Here is a 17,582-nt window from a genome sequence, read left to right on the forward strand (position 1 = left end):
CAGCCGTCCATGCTCGACTATCCTTTCCCGCGGCCGGCCCACGGGGAACCGACGGAGGTGGCCGCCGGCGTGCGCTGGCTGCGCATGCCCCTGCCCTTCGCCTTGGACCATATCAACCTGTGGCTGCTCGAGGGCGCCGGCGAGCGGGTCTTGGTGGATACTGGCGTCGCCAGCGACCGCTGCCGCAGTCACTGGGAGGCGCTGCTGCCGCGGTGGGCGCCGACGCAGATCCTGGTCACCCATTTCCATCCCGACCACCTCGGGCTGGCGCGCTGGCTGCAGTCGCGTTCCGGCGCCCCGGTATGGATGACCCGCCACGAGTTCGCGGCAGCGGACCGGCTCATGGGGCTGGATGACGAGACCGCCGGGGCCGGTATCGCTGGATTCTTCCGTCTCCATGGCCTCGATGAGGAGCGGGCACAGCGTCTGCAACGGCGTGGCAACACCTATCGCCCGCTGGTGGACGGCATCCCGGAAGTGGCGCGCTTCCCCGGCGAGGGCGAGCGGTTGGCGCTGGCCGGCGGGGAATGGCGGGTGATCATCGGCCGCGGCCATGCCCCCGAGCACGCGTGCCTGTTCCGTGAACGCGATGCGGTGCTGATCTCCGGCGATCAGCTGCTGCCGCGTATCTCCAGCAACGTGAGCGTGCCGCCCCACACGCCGGACGCCGATCCCCTGGCGGAGTTCCTCGCGGCACTGGACCGGCTCGACGGGCTCCCCGCCGAAACGCTTGTGCTGCCCTCCCACGGTCGACCATTCCGCGGACTGCATCGGCGAACTGCGCAGCTGCGCGCTCATCACGCCGAGCATCTGGAGCACCTTGGCGACGCGGCCCGGAGCCAGCCGTTGAACGCGGCGAGTGCGCTGCCGCTGTTGTTCGACCGCGAGCTCGATGCCCACAGCCTGTTCTTCGCCATGGGCGAGGCCATCGCCCATCTCAACCATCTCTGGCACGCGGACGTGCTGGAGCGCCGGTGCCGCGACGGGGTGCTGGAGTTCGCCGCCCCTTGACCCGGGACCGGGAATTCGGTTGAATACCGAGCCTCGAGGCCAGGTAGCTCAGTCGGTAGAGCAGGGGATTGAAAATCCCCGTGTCGGGAGTTCGATTCTCTCCCTGGCCACCATAAAATCAGGTCGTTGCGCGACCCGGCGTGACTGCCGATTCCCGACAAGTCACAGACCTTCCTCCGTTTTCGCCATAGGAGGAAGGCACTATGTCTGTCGAAACCATCTCCCACATCCTCAGCCGAGCCACGAAGCCCGCCCGTGGCCACGAGCCCATTGACCCTGGGGTGAGGCCAACGAACGTCACTGATTGGTGCGCCCACTACAGCTACGACCCCGCTAGCGAGTACGCATCCCCCGCCTCTCTCCGCCTCAGCCGTCATCCTCATCGGAAAGCGAAAGCTGCCCGACATGCAGCCCGAGCGCTTCGGCAATACGCTTCAGCGACGAATGCCGCAGCGAGGCATCCGCGGCCTCCCATTGCGCTACACGCCCCTGTGTGACGCCCATGCGCTCCGCCACCTCCATCTGCGTGAGTCCGAGGTATTCACGCCAGGCGCGGGGAAGCGACACCCCATCGAGAAGGTGGCGGCTGACCACCTCATGGGGGATCGTCAGGGCATCCGTCTCGCCGGCCCGCTCCACCAGGGCGGTGAACTGCTCCAGCGGGACCACAGCGAAACGGTGCCCTTCGCGCTCGTCGATGCGGTAATCAATATGTGCGCTCATCCCGTTTCCTCACTCGCTCCACCGAGACCACTTCCAAGCTGTCCTCCACGTCGAACAGCACCCGGTAACGCCCTACGCGCAGCCGATATTGGTGCGTATGACCTTTCAGGGCCTTTACGTCCACGGTTCCCCGGCACGCCGGCCAATCGGCCAGAGTACCGACCGCTGTGACCACTCGGCGCCGATCCGCTGCATCGAGGTGGGCAGCGTCCTTCGTGGCTCGTCGAGTCCATTCGATGCGATAAGTCATTAGTCTTTATTAGAGTAGCTGATTGCGACGAATCACGCCATGCCGCTCGGGCTGCTGAAGGCGACTACGTTGTCATCGACAGGCTTGCCCTCGACGATCCCTAACAACCGCCGCTCCCACGCCTCCAGGGCGGTGCGCTTCTCCCGGTCGTAGCGGTGCAGGTCATAGACGGCGGCGATGCCCTTGCGGGTATGTCCGATCGTCACCTCGGCGAAGACCTCATCGATGCCCATGGCGGCCAGCCCCGTGCTGGCTGTGCGGCGCAGATCATGAGGCGCCCAGCGCCCCCAGGTCTCCGCGTTCCGGTTCTCCAAGGCGTCCGCATAGCGGCTCGCGGCGCGGGAGAGCGCCAGGCTCGTGAGGGCGCCCCAGGGCGGTCACCGGAGGGCGCAATGGCGCGTTCTGCGCGAGGCCCCAACGTAGCGTAGGTGGTGGCGCTGGTGGTCTACCGGGTACTGTGCGTGCGGTTGAAGACCCATCACCCACCGAGGGTGAACAGCGTCGAACGGTTGCCGGAGACCCCGGAGACCATGAAGCTGCACCGGCTCACCCTCGATGGGGAGGGCATCCAGGGGATCTCCATGGATGCCGCCCAGCGTGATTTACTCAAGAGCCTGGAGGTGGCATCGCCGCGACGCGATACCCTGTAGTTGTGCCAACTCGCAACTCGACCGCCCGGACCTCAATAACTTATGCGCGCGGCTGATGAGCTTTGGGGGGAAGATCCATGCAAACTAAATTGCCTCACATGAAAACCCTTGTGAGCTGCTGCCTGTTCACTCCGGCAACGGCCCGTGCCTTCGAACCGGCCATCGGTTTCGGATCGATCTGGCTCCTCGGCCTGATCGCTGCCGCACCGGGGCTGCCGCTCGCCGCCATCGCGCTTCGGCAAATACTCCCGCGCCTCCGCGACTTCCTCCTCGTCCTGGGCCTATGGATCGCGCTCGCGCCGCCAGCCGCGATTTTTACCGTCAACCTGATCTCGCCCGGCATACTCGGGCAGACCCATAATCACCCCGGCTGGGAGCTGTTTCTCCGCATCTGGGTGATCGGCAGCCTGGTTCCGTGGATTCCTGCATGGCTGTGGCGCCGGAAAGCCAATGCCCGCCGGGGTGGGGCGCGATGACAGCAAGCCGTCCAGGACCGATCTGCCTCTCTCGGGTCCTGGAGTTGATCGGCTTCGTTGGACGTCCGAGCTTTGTGAAGCAATTGGAGTCCACGATGCCAGTATCCCGACCCCCCCATACCCCGCAGCCTTCCGGCGCCCAATAGCGGATGTGCTGGAGCGGGAGTTCGCCGCCGAGCGCCGCGATGAGGTGCATGTCGCTGATATCACCGCTATTCCGACCTGTGCCGGGTCCCAGTATCTCGCCGTCGGGATCGTCAACGATCGAGAGGATGCTCACCAACCCGGAGATTCCCGCGAAAGCCTGAAACCGTCCACCAGAGCAGAGTGACTCCATCGCGCCACGCCGCTACCGGGATACTGAAGCAAGCCGGCCAGGACGAGGCATTCTAGGGTGTCGGCGGACCAGGCTCTTTCGTCAGGCCTCAATCGGCACGTCGGGCCACTACCTGCACCACGTGGCCCGGGCCGGTGTGGTAGCGGCCTTCGCGGATCTCGCGTTCGCGTTCCCGGGCGATATCGAACGTCAGCCCTTCCAGCTCCGCCTCCAGCGATGACAGCTCCATCATCATCTCCGCCACCGGTGGGCCGCCGGTGCGGTATTCCAGCTGCCGTGGCGTGTAGGCCTCGAGGAGGAACACGCCGCCAGGCTTCAGGCCCGCGACGACCTGCCGGTGGACGCGCCGACGGATCTTCGGCGGCGTGTGGGCGAAAATGGAGACGATGCCCGCCCATTTGCCCGGAGCGATGTGGTAGTCGGCCAGATCGGCATGCTCGCAGCGGATGGCCACGCCTTGCGTCTCGGCCAGCCGTGCGGCCTTTTCCAGCCCCACCGCCGAGGCGTCCACGGCGGTGACTCCATGGCCGCGACTCGCCAGCCAGACCGCGTTTCGACCCTCGCCCTCGGCGAGGCAGAGCACCGGTCCCGGTGGAATCCTCCAGCCCTGCTCCACCAGGAAGTCATTTGGTGCTTCCCCGTAGGCGTAGTCCTCGGTTGCGTAGCGCTCGTCCCACATGGCCGATTCCCTGTTCGTCTCTGGTTGCGCCCCTCTTGAGGATCGCTGTCCTGGAAAGTTCCCGGCGGCGCGCGAGCCGGTCGCCCTTGTGTGAATACGCGGCGTCATCTACAGTAGCGAATGCAAATGATTCGCACTAGTGAAGGGAGGAAAACGATGAAACCCATTATGAACCTTGCCCTGCTGGCCGGCCTGGTCTGCTCCGCTGCGGCTTATGGGGACGAGCAGCCCGAGCATTTCGAAGGGAAACCTTCCGAGACCCTGGAGGAGGCGTTGACCAACCTCGGCGAGTATAACGAGCGGTTGGCGGCGATCCTGGAGAAGGGGGAGATCTCGACTGAGGATCATGCCCGCATCCATGAGTTGACCTACACCCTGGAGAATGCCCTCGCGCGCATCGACGAGGAGGTCGGGGAAATGGCCGAGGATCTGGAGGAGGTGCACCTGGCCAGTGAACGGCTCGACGGCGACACCGTCAGTGAAAAGGGCGAGGCCTACCTCTCCGCCGCCCGCAAGCTCACCAGGTAACCAATGACCCGGGCGCCGAAACCCCGCCGACGGTTTCGGTGCCCGCCACCACCAGCCGGACCTCGGCTTCCCGCAGTCGACGCGTCAGCGGCTCCGTGGGCTCGCTGTCGGTGACCAGGGTGCCGATGCGTTCGAACTCGCACATGCGCACCGGCGCCTGCTTGCGGAACTTGGTGTGGTCAGTCACGGCGATGATGTGGAGGGCCTGGTCGAGGGCCGCCAGCGCGAACTCCGTTTCGTCGTAGTAGTAGTTCATCAGGCCGCCGTCGACATGGACCGAGCCGGCGGTCACCACCGCATGCCGGACCCGGAAGCGGCGCACGAACTCGATGGCACTGGCCCCCAGAACGGCGCCGTCGTCACTGCGCACCTCACCGCCAGCGAGATGGACACGGTTGCCATTGGCTAGCAGGGCCCGGGCGATGTCGATCCCGTTGGTTACCACGAACAAATCCCGGTGCCCGCCCAGGGCGCGGGCCACATAGAGGCTGGTGCTGCCGTTCTCCAGCAGCACTGAATCGCCGTTGTCGATCAACCCCGCTGCCGCCTGCGCGATGGCGCGCTTCTCCCGGGCATTGGTGGTCATGCGTTCGCGAAAGCCCGGTTCGCGGGCGAACGCCGGCAACATCGCCCCGCCGCGGACCCGTTCGATGAGTTCCCGGTTCGCGAGTGTCTTGATGTCCCGCCGGATCGTCTCGTCCGAGACCTTCAGCGCCTCCACGAACTCCGCGACGCTGCAGGAGCCGCGCGCCTCCAGCAGCTTCAGGATCGCCCTGTGCCGTGCCGTCTTGTGCAATCTCCCACCCCCTGTCCGCCATTCGGACATGATTGTAGCTCAAGATGGGGTTGAGTCTGACTGAAACTGTGGTAGTTTGTTGGAAAAGTTTTGTCATCGAGTGGTCTTCGGTCGCCACCCGTTAAGGCAGACGATTCTGCGCACAGCCCTTCCCGTGTGGCTCGGTCGCTGACGGTTTTCGGATTATCCCGTGAATACAAAGGGATGTGCGCCTTCTTGAGTCATGGTCCCGGCCGGCGTTGACCGTGTCGTGACTTCCGCGAAAGAAACCAAAACAGGGGAGACATCATGTCCTTCACCGGGTTTGCAAGAAATTGTGGGTTTTTGTGTGTTCTGGGTGCCGCCACCCTGACCGGCCTGCCGGCCGCAACCGCCGCGGTGCCGGAATCGGACGAGCCGATCCGCCTGACGCTTAACGATTGGACCGGCCAGAACGTGAGCACCCGCCTCATGGGCAGTGTTCTCGAGGAGATGGGCTACGAGGTGGAGTATGTCCAGGCGGACTACATGGCCCAGTTCACCGGCCTGAAGTCCGGTGACCTCCACGTCGCCATGGAGATCTGGGAGACCACCGCCAAGGATCTCATGGAGGAGGCCGTCGCCGGCGGCCGGGTCCTCGATATGGGCGAGACCGGTATGCGGGCCGTCGAGGACTGGTGGTACCCCAAGTACATGGAGGAGCGCTGCCCGGGGCTGCCGGACTGGAAGGCGCTGAAGGACTGCGCTGATGTCTTCGCCACGCCGAGCACCCAGCCCAACGGGCGCTACCTCGGTGGCGCGGTCACCTGGGATGGCCACGCCGAGGAGCGTATCGAGGCCCTGGATCTGCCCTTCGAGGTGGTCCATTCCGGTACCGAGGCCGCGTTGATGGCCGAGATCCAGTCCGCCTATCAGCGCAAGGCCCCGATCCTGGCCTGGCTCTGGACGCCCCACTGGGCGCCGCAGCAGTTCGAAGGCGAGTGGGTGGAGTTTCCGGAGTACGGGGACGGCTGCTACGAGGATCCGTCCTGGGGCGTGAACCCCGAGGCCACCCATGATTGCGGTAACCCGCGGGGCTGGATCAAGAAGGCCGCCTGGGCCGGTGGCAAGGATGTATGGCCTGCCGCTTACACCGCGATCCGCAACTTCCGCATCAACAACGATGAGATGGGTCGGATGATCGGCGCCATCGACGTGGACGGCCGCCCCTTGCAGACCGTCGTCGATGAGTGGATGGCGGACAACGAAGACACCTGGCAGTCCTGGATCCCGGCGAACTAAGGCCGCTGATGGTGGCGCCGCGCCCGCGGCGCCACCTTTCTCCCGCGGGGCAGGGCCCCGTCATTCCGTGTAACCGCTGACGCCAGGTCATCGCCCTATGCATGCCGATACTCACGTGGCCGGAGACACCCCGGTCAAACTCGCCTGTCGGGGCCTGTGGAAGGTCTTCGGCGAGCACGCCGACCGTGTGCTCGAGCGCTTGGGTGGCGCCCCTGACGACGCCCTCCTGGCGCGGCACGGCTTCACCGCCGCGGTCCGTGACGCCAGCCTCGACGTCCACACCGGCGAGGTCTTCGTGATCATGGGCCTGTCCGGCTCGGGCAAGTCCACCCTCGTGCGTTGCCTCTCGCGCCTCGTGGAGCCGAGCCTCGGCAGCCTCACCCTGGAGGACCGGGACCTGCTCGCCGCCCCGGAGCGCGAGCTTACCGAGATTCGGCGTCACAAGATGGGGATGGTCTTCCAGCACTTCGCGCTGCTGCCCCATCGGGACGTGCTCGGCAACGTCGCCTTCCCGTTGGAGATCCAGGGCTTGGGGCGCGACGAACGCGAGGCCCGGGCCCGGGAGATGATCGAACTCGTGGGGCTGGACGGTCATGAAACCCGCCGGCCGGCGGCCCTCTCCGGTGGTCAGCAGCAGCGGGTGGGGATCGCCCGTTCCCTCGCCGTGGACCCGGAGCTGTGGTTCCTTGACGAGCCGTTCAGTGCCCTTGATCCGCTGATCCGCCGGGAGATGCAGGATGAGTTGCTGCGGCTGCAGCGGGTGTTGCACAAGACCGTGATCTTTATCACCCATGACTTCGATGAGGCGATCCGGCTCGCCGACCGCGTGGCGATCATGAAGGCGGGTGAGATCGTCCAGGTGGATACCCCCGAACGGCTGGTCCTCTCCCCGGCGGACGAATATGTCGCCGAGTTCACCCGTCACGTGCCTGCCGCCAAGGTCGTCGGCGTCGCCTCGGTGATGCGCCGGGACGACGCCGCCCCGATCGGTGCACCGGAGGTCGGCGCGGACGAGCGCATCGATTCGGTGGCGCCCCGGGTGCTGGCGGCGGAGACCCCGCTTCGCGTCCGTGACCACGCAACCGGTCGCGCCGTGGGCATGATCGGACGCGATGAGGTCATCGCCGTGCTCGCCGGCACGGGGGGTAGCCATGAGTGAAGCCGTTGCCGGACGTGCCGGCGCCGGCGGCGGAGTGACGCGTGCCGCCGTGACCGCGGCGGCCGTGGTGCTTGCTGTGTTCGTCGCTGACCGGCTTTCCGGATGGTTGCCCTGGTTCGGCGTTTATCCGGCTGGCTGGGAGCTGCCCGTCTCCGACTGGGTGAGCAGCGTCATGGAGTGGCTGCTCGAGGACGCCGCCATCGGCGGCATCGGCTTCCGGTCCGTGGTGCGGGGCCTCGCGACCCTGCTCTCCGCCCCCCTGGAGGCGGGCACCGTCGTGCTCGCCAAGGGCTTCGAGCTGCCCTTCGGAGATGCCGGAGTGGCGGTGCCGGCGCTCAGCTGGCTCGGCGTTTCCGCCGCGCTGGTATTGTTCGCCGCCCGGGTCGGCGGCCGCCGGCTGGCGGTGCTGATCTTCCTCACCGTGGCCTATCTGGCCTTCTTCGGGCACTGGCAGAGCGCGATGACCACGATCGCCTCCATCCTGGTGGCGGTGCCGGTGGGCCTCATTCTGGGTCTGCTGCTGGGTTTGGCCGCTTATCGCCAACCCGTCTTCGAGCGCGTTCTGCGCCCGGCCCTCGACCTTATGCAGACGGTGCCGATATTCGCCTACCTGGTGCCCGTGCTGGTGCTCTTCGGTTTCGGCCCGGTGGCCGCGGTGGTGGCCACCGTGATCTACGCCATGCCGCCGATGGCTCGGGTGACCATCGTCGCCCTGCGCGGTGTGCCGGAGGAGATCCTGGAGTTCGCCCGCATGACCGGCTGTAACCGGCGCCAGATGACCTGGCGGGTGCTGATCCCCGCCGCCCGGCAGGGCCTGATGGTGGGTGTCAATCAGGTGATCATGCTTTCGCTGAATATGGTCATCATCGCCTCGATGATCGGCGCCGGCGGCCTGGGCTATGACGTGCTCCGTGCCCTGCGACGGCTACAGATCGGAGACGGCCTGGAGGCCGGCGTGGCCATCACCCTCATCGCCATCGCCACCGAGCGGCTGGGGCGGGCGCTTACCGACGGTAGCCGCGGCCAGTCCCGTCTGCCGCGCCGGCAGTTCGGCATGCTGCTGGCCGGCGTGGTGGCGCTGCCCACCCTCGCCGGCCTGTTCTGGTCGCCGCTGGCCGGGATGCCGGAGGCCCTCACCGTGAGCACCGCGGAGTACTGGGGGCAGCTGGTGGCCTGGGTGAACACCGAGCTCTACCAGCCGCTCAACGCGGTGAAATCGGCACTGCTGGTGCACGTGCTCATCCCGTTCAAGCGGACCCTGGTGGCCCTGCCGTGGACCGGCGTGGTGGCGGCCCTGGGAGTGTTGGGCTACCGCCTGGGCGGCTGGCGGCTCGCGGCCGCGGTCTGCGCCTTGGCGCTGTTCATCGCCGTCACCGGTCACTGGGAGAAGGCGATGATCACCGTCTATCTCTGCGGGATCTCGGTGGCAATCGCCGCGCTCATCGGTATCCCGTTGGGGGTGTGGTCGGCGGCCAGCGACCGGGTGCACCGGGTGACCACCACTGTGGCGGACACGCTGCAGACGCTGCCGAGTTTCGTGTACCTGATCCCGGTAGTCATGCTCTTCCAGGTGGGCGATTTCTCGGCGATGGTGGCCATCGTCCTCTACGCCCTGGCCCCGGCACTGCGCTACACGGACCACGGCATCCGCGGCGTGCCCGCCGAGACCATCGAGGCGGCGCGCATGTGCGGGTGCACCCCCCGCCAGATCCGCTACCGGGTGCAGCTGCCCCTGGCCCTGCCCGAGATCATGCTCGGCCTCAACCAGACCATCATGATGGCGCTGTCCATGCTCGTCATCACCGCCCTGGTGGGGACCAGCGACCTGGGCCAGGAGGTCTATATCGCGCTGACCCGCGCGGACATCGGCGCCGGCCTGGTCGCCGGGCTCTGTGTCGCCTTCATCGCCATGATGGCGGACCGGCTCATCGGCGCCTGGGTCGCGCGGCGCCGCGCCGCACTTGGGCTCGCCTGAGCCCGAGTGCGGCCTCAATCCAGAAGGAACGGAGAACGCAATCGATGTCGGAGCACTACGAAAACAGCGGCGTGGACCGCCTGTATTCCGCCGTGTGGGGCGAGAACATCCACTACGGTGTCTACGAGACCGGTGAGGAGACCATCGAGGAGGCCACCTGGGCGGCCAAGCGCCTGATGGCAGAGGCGGCGCGGCTGCGCGCCGGCGAGCGGGTGCTGGAGGTCGCCTGCGGCTACGGCGCCACGGCCCGTTACCTGGCCGAGGAGTATGGTGTAACGGTGGTGGCCAGCAACATCTCCGAGACCCAGCTGGCGCGCTGCCGCGAGATGGCGGAGAGCCGCGCCCTCGAGGGCCGGGTGAGCTTCGAGTACGCCGATTACCATGAGCTGCCTTTCGCTGACGAGAGCTTCGACGTCTGGTGGTGCCAGGAGTCCATGGTGCATTCGCCGGACAAGGAGCGGGTGTTGCGCGAGGCCTACCGCGTGCTCAAGCCCGGCGGGCGCGCGGTGATCTCCGATCATATCTTCTGGCACGAGCGACTCACCCGCGAGGAGCGCGCCGCGGTGGAGGCCCGTTACGGCATGACCAACCTCTCCTCGCCGGCGGACTACGAGCGCCACATCGAGGCGTCGGGTCTGCGGCTCGTCGAGCACCGGGACTGGCAGCGCCACGCGGCGCACCATCGCGCGAAGGTGCTCGCACGGCTGGAACAGCACATGGACGAGTTCGCCCGGGAGATGGACCGCGAGACGCTGGCGAACAACCACCGCAGCTGGGCCCACTGGGCGGATCTCGCCGCCGAGGGCAAGCTCAGCCTGGACTTTTATCTCGCCGAAAAGCCGGCCGACTAGGTCGGCGGACCGAGCACGATTCCCCCAATCAGGAGGAGCCGATGGATCACCATCTCGAAAACGCAATTGCGCGAATCCCGCAACTGGCCGGCCGCAGCGCCGAGGCGCTGGCCGCGGAACGACTCGGTGGTATGACCAACCTGGTCTACCGCCTCAACGACAACGGCGAATCGCTGGTGCTGCGCATCCCCGGGGAGGGCACCGAGGCCTACATCGATCGTAGCGTGGAGGCGCACAACACCCGCGCCGCCGCCCGCGCCGGGGTCGGCGCCGAGGTCCTGCACTTCGACGAAAGTGACGGCCTGATGCTGATGCGCAACCTCGACGGCTGCCGCACCATGTCGCCGGAGGCCTTCCAGGCCGAGGATGCCGCGGCCGACCGGGCGGGCGAGGTGCTCGCGCGTATGCACAACTCCGGCGAGGAGTTCCGGTTCCGCTTCGAGCTGTTCGCCATGATCGACGAGTACCTGCGGGTCCTCTCCGGGCTCGATACCGAATTGCCGGAGGGCTACCACGACGTCATGGAGGAGGCCCGGGGGATGCGCGAGGCGCTGGACGCGCAGCCCGCGACCCTGGCGCCGTGTCACTGCGACCCGCTGTGCGAGAACTTCCTCGACGATGGCACCCGCATGTGGGTGGTCGACTGGGAGTACTCCGGCATGAACGACCCCTTGTGGGACGTGGGCGACTTCGCCGTCGAGGCGGGCCTGTCGCCCGCCCAGGACGAGCGGCTTATCCGCGCCTACCTGGGCCGCGACCCGAGCGAGGCCGAGTGGGGGCGCATGGTGCTGTACAAGGCGGCCAGCGACCTGCTCTGGACCTTGTGGGGGCTGATCCAGCACGGCAACGGCAACCCTGCGGAGGACTTCTGGGCCTACTCCATCGAGCGCTTCGAGCGCTGTAAGGCGCTCATGGGGGCCCCGGAGTTCCCGCGCCACGTGGCTGCCGTACGCCGGGGTGGATGATGGTGGCGGAGCCCGCATGGTCGCGGGTGCGCGGTGTGCTCTTCGACAAGGATGGCACGCTGTTCGACTATCACCGTACCTGGGGCCCAGTGAACCGCGCCGCCGCCCTGGAGGCGGCGGGCGGGGACGCGGCGCTGGCGGAGCGATTGCTGGTCATCGGTGGCGTGGATCCGGCCAGCGGTCGCGCGGCCGGCGGCAGCCTGCTCGCCGCCGGGCACACCGGTGAGATCGCCGAGGCCTGGGCGGCGGAGATGGGGCTCGACGACGGGCGCCGGGAGGCGCTGGTCTGGCGCCTGGATGCCGTGTTCCTCGGGCATGGCCCGGGACATGCGGTGCCCGTGACCGAGCTCGCCCCCCTGTTCCGCCGCTTGCGGGGGGCGGGGCTTCGCCTTGGCGTGGCCACCAGCGATGGCGAGCGCGCGGCCCGGGCGATGCTCGCCGGCTTCGTGGACCCGGACGCGCTGGATTTTGTCGCCGGCTATGACAGTGGCCACGGCGGCAAGCCGGCGCCGGGCATGGTGCATGGCTTCTGCGCCGCCACCGGCGTTTCCGAGGATTCAGTGCTGGTCGCCGGGGACAACCTGCACGACCTGCGCATGGCGCGTGCCGCGGGCTGTGGCGTAGTGGTGGGGGTACTCACCGGTACCGGTGGCCGCGAGGAACTAGCCGCGGAGGCGGACATCATTCTCGATGATGTCGCTGCGCTCCCGGCACGGCTCGGCATTCGATGATGCCGTTCGCCGGGATCCGGACCCCCGGCGCCGCCGCGCCGGGGGTCCCGCTTGCTTGCGTCAGCCCTAGCCCTGGCCCTGGGGCATCTGCGTAAACTGCGGTTGCACCATGACCCTGCCGCCAAGATGCGTCGTGATGTTGATTTGCATCAATCCCGCGACGCCGGCGATCACAGGCGCTGGCAGCGCGGGCACCAGACGGTGGCGCGCTGGCCGATGCGCCGCTCGCGCAGCGGCTCGGCGCAATGGAGGCACGGCTTACCGGCGCGACCGTAGGCGCGCAGGTCCTGGCGGAAATAGCCGGGGCGGCCCTCGCTGCCGGTGAAGTCCCGGAGCGTGGTGCCGCCGGCGGCGATGGCCGCCTCCAGCACTTCGCGGACGGCCTGCGCCAGGCGGTGGTAGCGCCCGCGGCCGATGCGGCCGGCCGGGCGGGAGGGGTGGATGCCGGCGCGGTGCAGGGCCTCGGTGGCATAGATGTTACCGACCCCCGCCACGGTGGCGCCGTCCATGAGGAAGGCCTTGACGGCGATTCGGCGGCCGCGGGCGCGACCGTACAGCCACTCTCCATCGAAGCCACGGTCCAGCGGCTCCGGGCCCAGGCCGGCGAGCAGGGGGTGCTGCTCCGGGGCGGCGTCGACGAGGTGCAGGCTGCCGAAGCGCCGTGGGTCGTTGAAGCGCAATACGGTGGGGCCGGCGAGTCGCAGGTCCACGTGGTCGTGGGGCTGCGGGGGTGGTGGCTGCGCGAGTACCCGGAGGCTGCCGGACATCCCCAGGTGCCAGAGCAGCCGGCGTTCACCGCCCACCCCGATGAGCAGGTATTTCCCCCGCCGCTCCACGGAGGTGATCCGCCGCCCGGCCACCGCGGTCTCCAGGCCTTCGGCCACCGGCCAGCGCAGGCGGCGCTCGCGGACCACGAGGGTTTCGATACGGCGATCCGTCAGGCGGGGCGCGAGCCCCCGGCGTGTGGTCTCCACCTCGGGTAATTCGGGCATGGGGCCATGATAACCGATCCCGGCCGTTGACTCGGCCCGGGAGCACGCGTGGAATAGGACTGTATTTCGGATACTGCGAGGTTGCCGTGGACGTGATGTGGTTCGGCCTGTTTCCTCTGCCGTGGTGGGGTTATTGCCTGTTCGCCCTGGGCGTTACCCACGTCACCATCGTCGCCGTCACCGTCTACCTGCATCGCCATCAGGCGCACCGGGCACTGGAGCTGCACCCGGCGGTGGCCCATTTCTTCCGCTTCTGGCTGTGGCTGACCACCGGCATGGTGACCGCGGAGTGGGTGGCGGTGCACCGCAAACACCACGCCCGCTGCGAGACCGAGGAGGACCCGCACAGCCCCCAGGTGCTGGGCCTTTCCCGGGTACTGTGGCAGGGCGCCGAGCTCTATCGGGCCGCGGCGGCAGAGGACCGCGTGCTCGAGGAGTTCGCCCATGGCACCCCGAATGACTGGATGGAGCGGAACCTCTACCGTCGCTTCAGCATGCTCGGCATCGTGCTCATGGCGGTGATCGATCTGGCGCTGTTCGGTGTGGTGGGGATCACCATCTGGGCGGTGCAGATGCTATGGATCCCGTTCTGGGCGGCCGGCGTGGTGAACGGTGTGGGCCATGCGTTGGGTTATCGCAACTTCGAGCCCGCGGATGCGTCCACCAACCTGGTGCCGTGGGGCATCGTCGTCGGGGGCGAGGAGCTGCACAACAACCACCATGCCTACCCGCAGTCGGCGCGTTTCGCCCTGCGCCGATTCGAGCTCGACTTGGGGTGGTGCTACATCCGGGTGTTGGAGGTGTGCGGCCTGGCCCGGGTCAAGCGGGTGGCGCCGCAGGTGATCCTCGCCGAGAAGGGCGAGGCCGATCCGGCGACGGTCCGTGCGGTGATGCGGGCCCGCGTCCACGTGATGGCGTTCTACGCCCGTGAGGTGGTGCGGCCCATACTGCGCGAAGAGCTGGCGGCTGCCGATGCTCGCTGCCGGCGGCTGCTGCGCCGGGCCCGGCGGGCACTGATCCGCGAGCCCAGCCTGGTCGACTCCCGTCACCGCGAGCGCTTGGAGGCGGCGCTGGCACGCAGTCAGCGCCTGGAAACGGTGTATCGCTACAAGCTCGCCCTGCGCCAGGTCTGGTCGGGGGCGCCACGCTCCCGCGAGGCAGCCCTCGAGCGCCTGCAGGCCTGGTGTGCCCAGGCCGAGGCCACCGGGATCCACGCCCTCGAGGACTTCGCCGCGCGGTTGCGCGGGTTCACGGTGGTGGACCCGCGCGCCTGAGCGGGCACGAAAAAACCCGCCGGCGGCGGGTTTCCTCGTGCTCGCGATGTTCGCGGGCGCCTACTTGAGCTTCGTCTCGCGGTAGGTCACGTGCTTGCGCACCACCGGATCGTACTTGCGGAACTCCAGCTTATGGGGCGTGTTCCGCTTGTTCTTGTCGGTGGTGTAGAAGTGACCGGTTCCGGCGCTGGAGACGAGTTTGATCTTCTCACGCATGTCGTTGACCCTCAGACCTTCTCGCCGCGGGCGCGGATGTCGGCGAGCACCTCGTCGATGCCCTTCTTGTCGATGATCCGCATGCCCTTGGAAGACACCCGCAGCCGAACGAAACGGTTTTCGCTGTCCACCCAGAAGCGGTGAAACCGCAGGTTGGGCAGGAAGCGCCGCTTGGACTTGATGTTCGAGTGCGAGACGTTGTTGCCCGTCGCCGGGCGCTTGCCCGTAACCTGGCAGACCTTCGCCATGGGAGCTGCCTCCTAGATCCGGTGACCCCATAGGATGATGGATGGAGACCTCTGATCAGCACCCGGCGGCGAGCGGCATTCCCGCCCGGTCCCCTGACCAGAGGTCTCCCGAAGACCGGCTTTTATACCAGCCAAGCCGGGCGGGTTCAAGCTCGACAGGCTTGAATTCCCGAGCTTCGGCACCACCTTCCGCGAAGGGCCGAGAAGCAAGGCCGCATACGCAGGCAACCGCAAGGAGGATTACCATCATGGCCATTCGACGTTACGAACCCTGGGGGCTGCTCAGTGAACTCTCCCGCGAGCTCGGCCGACTCTCCGAGAACGCCGAGACCGGTGACAACTCCAGCCTTGCCACCAGCGACTGGACGCCCGCCGTGGATATCCGCGAGGAGAGTGACCGTTATGTCATCCACGTCGATCTGCCCGGGGTGCGCCCGGAGGATATCGAGGTCCACATGGAGGGCGGGCTGCTGAGCATCAGTGGATCGCGGCGCTCCGAGGCGACCGAGTCCGGCGAGGGGTACAAGCGCATCGAGCGGGCCGCGGGTTCGTTCTACCGCCGTTTCAGCCTCCCGGATACCGCGGACCCGGAGCGCATCAGCGCCCGCTGCAATAACGGCGTGTTGGAGGTGAGCATCCCCAAGCAGGAGCAGACCAAGCCGCGTCGTATCCAGGTGGAGGGCTGACCGGGGCCCCCTTCGCGGGGGCCGCCATTACGAGCCAGGCGGCGAAGGTGAACGGAGTACATGGAGTACAAGGACTACTACAAGATTCTCGGGGTCGGGCGCGACGCCGACGCGGACGAGATCAAGCGCGCCTACCGCAAGCTTGCGCGCAAGTATCACCCGGATGTCAGCAAGGAGCCCGATGCCGAGCAACGCTTCAAGGAGATCTCGGAGGCCTACGAGGTCCTGCGCGATCCGGAGAAGCGCCAGGCCTATGACCAGCTCGGCAGCAGCTGGCAGCAAGGCCAGGATTTCCGCCCGCCACCGGGTTGGGAGTTCCACACCGGCGGCGGGGGCGGCGGCGCCGGCGCAGCCGATTTCAGTGACTTCTTCGAGTCCCTGTTCGGTGGCGGTGGTCGGGGCTCGCCGTTCGACAGCATCTTCGGCGGGGCCGGCGGTGGCCATCGGGGCAGTGGCTTCGCCGCCCGCGGCGAGGACCAGACCGCCCGGCTGACCGTGACCCTCGAGGACGCCTATCACGGCAGCACACGGACCGTGCAGCTCGAGGGCGCCGAGCCCGATTCCCAGGGCCGTATGCGCCGCACCCAGCGGAGCCTGCGCGTGCGCGTGCCCGCAGGCGTGACCAACGGTCAGCGCATTCGCCTCGCCGGCCAGGGACAGCCCGGCCTCGGTGGTGGCGAGCGCGGGGACCTGTACCTGGAGGTCCATATCGCGCCCCACCGACACTTGCACCTGCGCGGCCGGGACATCCACCTGGACCTGCCGGTGGCGCCGTGGGAGGCGGCGCTCGGCGCCCGGCTGAAGGTCCCCACCCTGGGTGGCGAGGTGGATATGCGGATCCCCGAGGGCAGTCAAGGCGGCAAACGCCTGCGCCTTAAGGGCCGCGGCCTGCCCGGCGATCCGCCAGGGGATCAGTACGTGAGCCTGAAGATCGTCAACCCGCCGGTGGACGACAACAACCGGGCCCTGTTCGAGCGGCTGCGTGAGGCCTGTCCGGCGTTCGACCCCCGCGCGGAGCTGCATCGCTGAGGGCGGCCGCTGGTTGCTCGGCCGCCGCCGGGCGCTTAACCTTCTCGGATTGTCTACTGGTGAGGGGTTAGCGATGAGCGAAGTCAATCTCGAGCGTGCCCGTTTCAACATGGTCGAACAGCAGATCCGGCCCTGGGAGGTGCTCAACGAGCGCATCCTGGACGTGCTCGAGGCGTTGCCCCGCGAGGACTTCGTGCCCACCGGTTATCGCAACCTCGCGTACGCGGATCTGCAGCTGCCCCTGCCCCACGACGAGGTGATGCTCGAGCCCCGGGTGGAGGCACGGATGCTACAGGCCCTGGATCCCCAGCCCGGTGAGCGCGCGCTGGAGATCGGCACCGGCAGTGGCTACTTCGCCGCCTGCCTGGCACAGCTCGCCGGTGAGGTCACCAGCGTCGACCTCCATCCGGACTTCCGCGAGCTCGCCTCGGAGCACCTCGCCGCGGCGGGCGTGCAAAACGTCCGGCTTGAGGTGGGCGACGCCGCCACCGGTTGGGATGATGGGCAGCGCTATGACGTCATCGCGGTCACCGGCTCGCTGCCCGAGCTCCACGAGGGTTTTCACCGCAGCCTCGCCATCGGCGGGCGGCTGTTCCTCATCGTCGGGACTGCGCCGATCATGGAGGCGCTGCTGATTACCCGCATGGATGAGGATCAGTGGGCCACCGAGAGCCTGTTCGACACCTCGGTGCGGCCCCTGCGCGGCGCTCGTGCCCGGGTGCGCTTCGAGCTCTAGTCCAGAGAGG

The 17,582-nt window shown here is 67.7% G+C and carries 21 protein-coding genes, 1 tRNA gene and 1 pseudogene; 15 read left to right on the forward strand and 8 right to left on the reverse strand.

The window, feature by feature from the left end:
* Positions 1–9: 9 nt before the first annotated feature.
* Together ACQ754_RS05865 and ACQ754_RS05870 are read left to right on the forward strand one after the other, a co-directional pair.
* Entirely contained in the window at positions 10–1,011 is a 1,002-nt protein-coding gene (locus tag ACQ754_RS05865) for an MBL fold metallo-hydrolase (protein WP_440996074.1), read from the forward strand.
* A gap of 37 nt (positions 1,012–1,048) precedes the next feature.
* Positions 1,049–1,124: transfer RNA gene (locus tag ACQ754_RS05870), tRNA-Phe, on the forward strand.
* Between the two features lie 253 nt (positions 1,125–1,377).
* Here ACQ754_RS05870 and ACQ754_RS05875 read toward each other — a convergent pair.
* Genes ACQ754_RS05875 through ACQ754_RS05885 form a run of 3 tightly spaced genes read right to left on the reverse strand, consistent with a single transcriptional unit; the run spans position 1,378 to position 2,298 of the window.
* A complete protein-coding gene (locus ACQ754_RS05875) occupies positions 1,378–1,734 on the reverse strand; it encodes a helix-turn-helix domain-containing protein (protein WP_440996075.1) in 357 nt (118 codons plus the stop codon).
* Positions 1,718–1,984 carry a type II toxin-antitoxin system RelE family toxin gene (locus ACQ754_RS05880; RefSeq protein ID WP_440996076.1) on the reverse strand — a complete coding sequence of 89 codons (267 nt, stop codon included), beginning with the start codon at positions 1,982–1,984 and terminating at the stop codon, positions 1,718–1,720. The genes ACQ754_RS05875 and ACQ754_RS05880 overlap by 17 nt, the downstream gene beginning before the upstream one ends.
* Before the next feature lie 32 nt (positions 1,985–2,016).
* Positions 2,017–2,298, reverse strand: a complete 282-nt coding sequence (locus tag ACQ754_RS05885; protein ID WP_440996077.1) for a hypothetical protein — start codon at positions 2,296–2,298, stop codon at positions 2,017–2,019.
* A 117-nt stretch (positions 2,299–2,415) separates the two neighbouring features.
* Between ACQ754_RS05885 and ACQ754_RS05890 the strand changes: the two are divergent.
* Positions 2,416–2,634, forward strand: a pseudogene (locus tag ACQ754_RS05890) (IS1634 family transposase); the annotation flags it as partial.
* Between the two features lie 77 nt (positions 2,635–2,711).
* The gene (locus ACQ754_RS05895; RefSeq protein WP_440996078.1) at positions 2,712–3,110 is read left to right on the forward strand and encodes a hypothetical protein; all 399 of its coding nucleotides are present in this window, start codon (positions 2,712–2,714) and stop codon (positions 3,108–3,110) included.
* Positions 3,111–3,535: 425 nt separating this feature from the next.
* On the opposite strand, the gene ACQ754_RS05900 is transcribed toward ACQ754_RS05895, so the two are convergent.
* Positions 3,536–4,126 (reverse strand): SAM-dependent methyltransferase, encoded by a 591-nt coding sequence (locus tag ACQ754_RS05900; RefSeq protein ID WP_440996079.1) that lies wholly within the window; start codon positions 4,124–4,126, stop codon positions 3,536–3,538.
* A 156-nt stretch (positions 4,127–4,282) separates the two neighbouring features.
* Between ACQ754_RS05900 and ACQ754_RS05905 the strand changes: the two genes are divergently transcribed.
* Complete coding sequence (locus ACQ754_RS05905) at positions 4,283–4,654, forward strand: DUF6746 family protein (protein ID WP_440996080.1); 372 nt, start codon at positions 4,283–4,285, stop codon at positions 4,652–4,654.
* On the opposite strand, the gene ACQ754_RS05910 is transcribed toward ACQ754_RS05905, so the two are convergent.
* Positions 4,644–5,450, reverse strand: a complete 807-nt coding sequence (locus tag ACQ754_RS05910; protein ID WP_440996081.1) for a DeoR/GlpR family DNA-binding transcription regulator — start codon at positions 5,448–5,450, stop codon at positions 4,644–4,646. The two genes, ACQ754_RS05905 and ACQ754_RS05910, sit on opposite strands and share 11 nt — an antisense overlap.
* Positions 5,451–5,738: 288 nt before the next feature.
* Here ACQ754_RS05910 and ACQ754_RS05915 point away from each other — a divergent pair, with 288 nt between their 5' ends.
* The 6 genes from ACQ754_RS05915 (at position 5,739) to ACQ754_RS05940 (ending at position 12,391) form a co-directional block, all read left to right on the forward strand.
* Positions 5,739–6,710 carry an ABC transporter substrate-binding protein gene (locus ACQ754_RS05915; RefSeq protein ID WP_440996082.1) on the forward strand — a complete coding sequence of 324 codons (972 nt, stop codon included), beginning with the start codon at positions 5,739–5,741 and terminating at the stop codon, positions 6,708–6,710.
* Between the two features lie 115 nt (positions 6,711–6,825).
* Entirely contained in the window at positions 6,826–7,869 is a 1,044-nt protein-coding gene (locus ACQ754_RS05920; RefSeq protein WP_440996083.1) for a quaternary amine ABC transporter ATP-binding protein, read from the forward strand.
* Entirely contained in the window at positions 7,862–9,844 is a 1,983-nt protein-coding gene (locus ACQ754_RS05925; RefSeq protein WP_440996084.1) for an ABC transporter permease, read from the forward strand. The genes ACQ754_RS05920 and ACQ754_RS05925 overlap by 8 nt, the downstream gene beginning before the upstream one ends.
* Before the next feature lie 17 nt (positions 9,845–9,861).
* Entirely contained in the window at positions 9,862–10,695 is an 834-nt protein-coding gene (locus ACQ754_RS05930) for an SAM-dependent methyltransferase (protein WP_440996291.1), read from the forward strand.
* A 41-nt stretch (positions 10,696–10,736) separates the two neighbouring features.
* Positions 10,737–11,660 (forward strand): phosphotransferase, encoded by a 924-nt coding sequence (locus tag ACQ754_RS05935; RefSeq protein WP_440996085.1) that lies wholly within the window; start codon positions 10,737–10,739, stop codon positions 11,658–11,660.
* 2 nt (positions 11,661–11,662) lie between these two features.
* Positions 11,663–12,391 carry an HAD family hydrolase gene (locus tag ACQ754_RS05940; protein WP_440996086.1) on the forward strand — a complete coding sequence of 243 codons (729 nt, stop codon included), beginning with the start codon at positions 11,663–11,665 and terminating at the stop codon, positions 12,389–12,391.
* 170 nt (positions 12,392–12,561) lie between these two features.
* Here the strand turns inward: ACQ754_RS05940 and mutM are convergent, their stop codons facing one another.
* A complete protein-coding gene (mutM, locus tag ACQ754_RS05945) occupies positions 12,562–13,383 on the reverse strand; it encodes a bifunctional DNA-formamidopyrimidine glycosylase/DNA-(apurinic or apyrimidinic site) lyase (RefSeq protein WP_440996087.1) in 822 nt (273 codons plus the stop codon).
* Positions 13,384–13,478: 95 nt separating this feature from the next.
* Between mutM and ACQ754_RS05950 the strand changes: the two genes are divergently transcribed.
* Complete coding sequence (locus ACQ754_RS05950; protein WP_440996292.1) at positions 13,479–14,657, forward strand: DesA family fatty acid desaturase; 1,179 nt, start codon at positions 13,479–13,481, stop codon at positions 14,655–14,657.
* Positions 14,658–14,717: 60 nt separating this feature from the next.
* Here the strand turns inward: ACQ754_RS05950 and rpmG are convergent, their stop codons facing one another.
* Positions 14,718–14,873, reverse strand: a complete 156-nt coding sequence (gene rpmG, locus ACQ754_RS05955; protein WP_440996088.1) for a 50S ribosomal protein L33 — start codon at positions 14,871–14,873, stop codon at positions 14,718–14,720.
* 11 nt (positions 14,874–14,884) lie between these two features.
* Complete coding sequence (gene rpmB, locus ACQ754_RS05960) at positions 14,885–15,121, reverse strand: 50S ribosomal protein L28 (RefSeq protein ID WP_440996089.1); 237 nt, start codon at positions 15,119–15,121, stop codon at positions 14,885–14,887.
* Between the two features lie 248 nt (positions 15,122–15,369).
* Here rpmB and ACQ754_RS05965 point away from each other — a divergent pair, with 248 nt between their 5' ends.
* The 3 genes from ACQ754_RS05965 (at position 15,370) to ACQ754_RS05975 (ending at position 17,572) form a co-directional block, all read left to right on the forward strand.
* Positions 15,370–15,807: an Hsp20/alpha crystallin family protein gene (locus ACQ754_RS05965; RefSeq protein ID WP_440996090.1), complete on the forward strand. Its 438-nt coding sequence runs from the start codon at positions 15,370–15,372 to the stop codon at positions 15,805–15,807.
* A gap of 60 nt (positions 15,808–15,867) precedes the next feature.
* Complete coding sequence (locus ACQ754_RS05970; RefSeq protein WP_440996091.1) at positions 15,868–16,836, forward strand: DnaJ C-terminal domain-containing protein; 969 nt, start codon at positions 15,868–15,870, stop codon at positions 16,834–16,836.
* Positions 16,837–16,909: 73 nt separating this feature from the next.
* Positions 16,910–17,572 carry a protein-L-isoaspartate O-methyltransferase family protein gene (locus tag ACQ754_RS05975; RefSeq protein ID WP_440996092.1) on the forward strand — a complete coding sequence of 221 codons (663 nt, stop codon included), beginning with the start codon at positions 16,910–16,912 and terminating at the stop codon, positions 17,570–17,572.
* Positions 17,573–17,582: the final 10 nt, after the last annotated feature.

Origin of the sequence: Arhodomonas sp. SL1 (genome assembly GCF_052060015.1) — a bacterium.
Taxonomy (GTDB): domain Bacteria; phylum Pseudomonadota; class Gammaproteobacteria; order Nitrococcales; family Nitrococcaceae; genus Arhodomonas.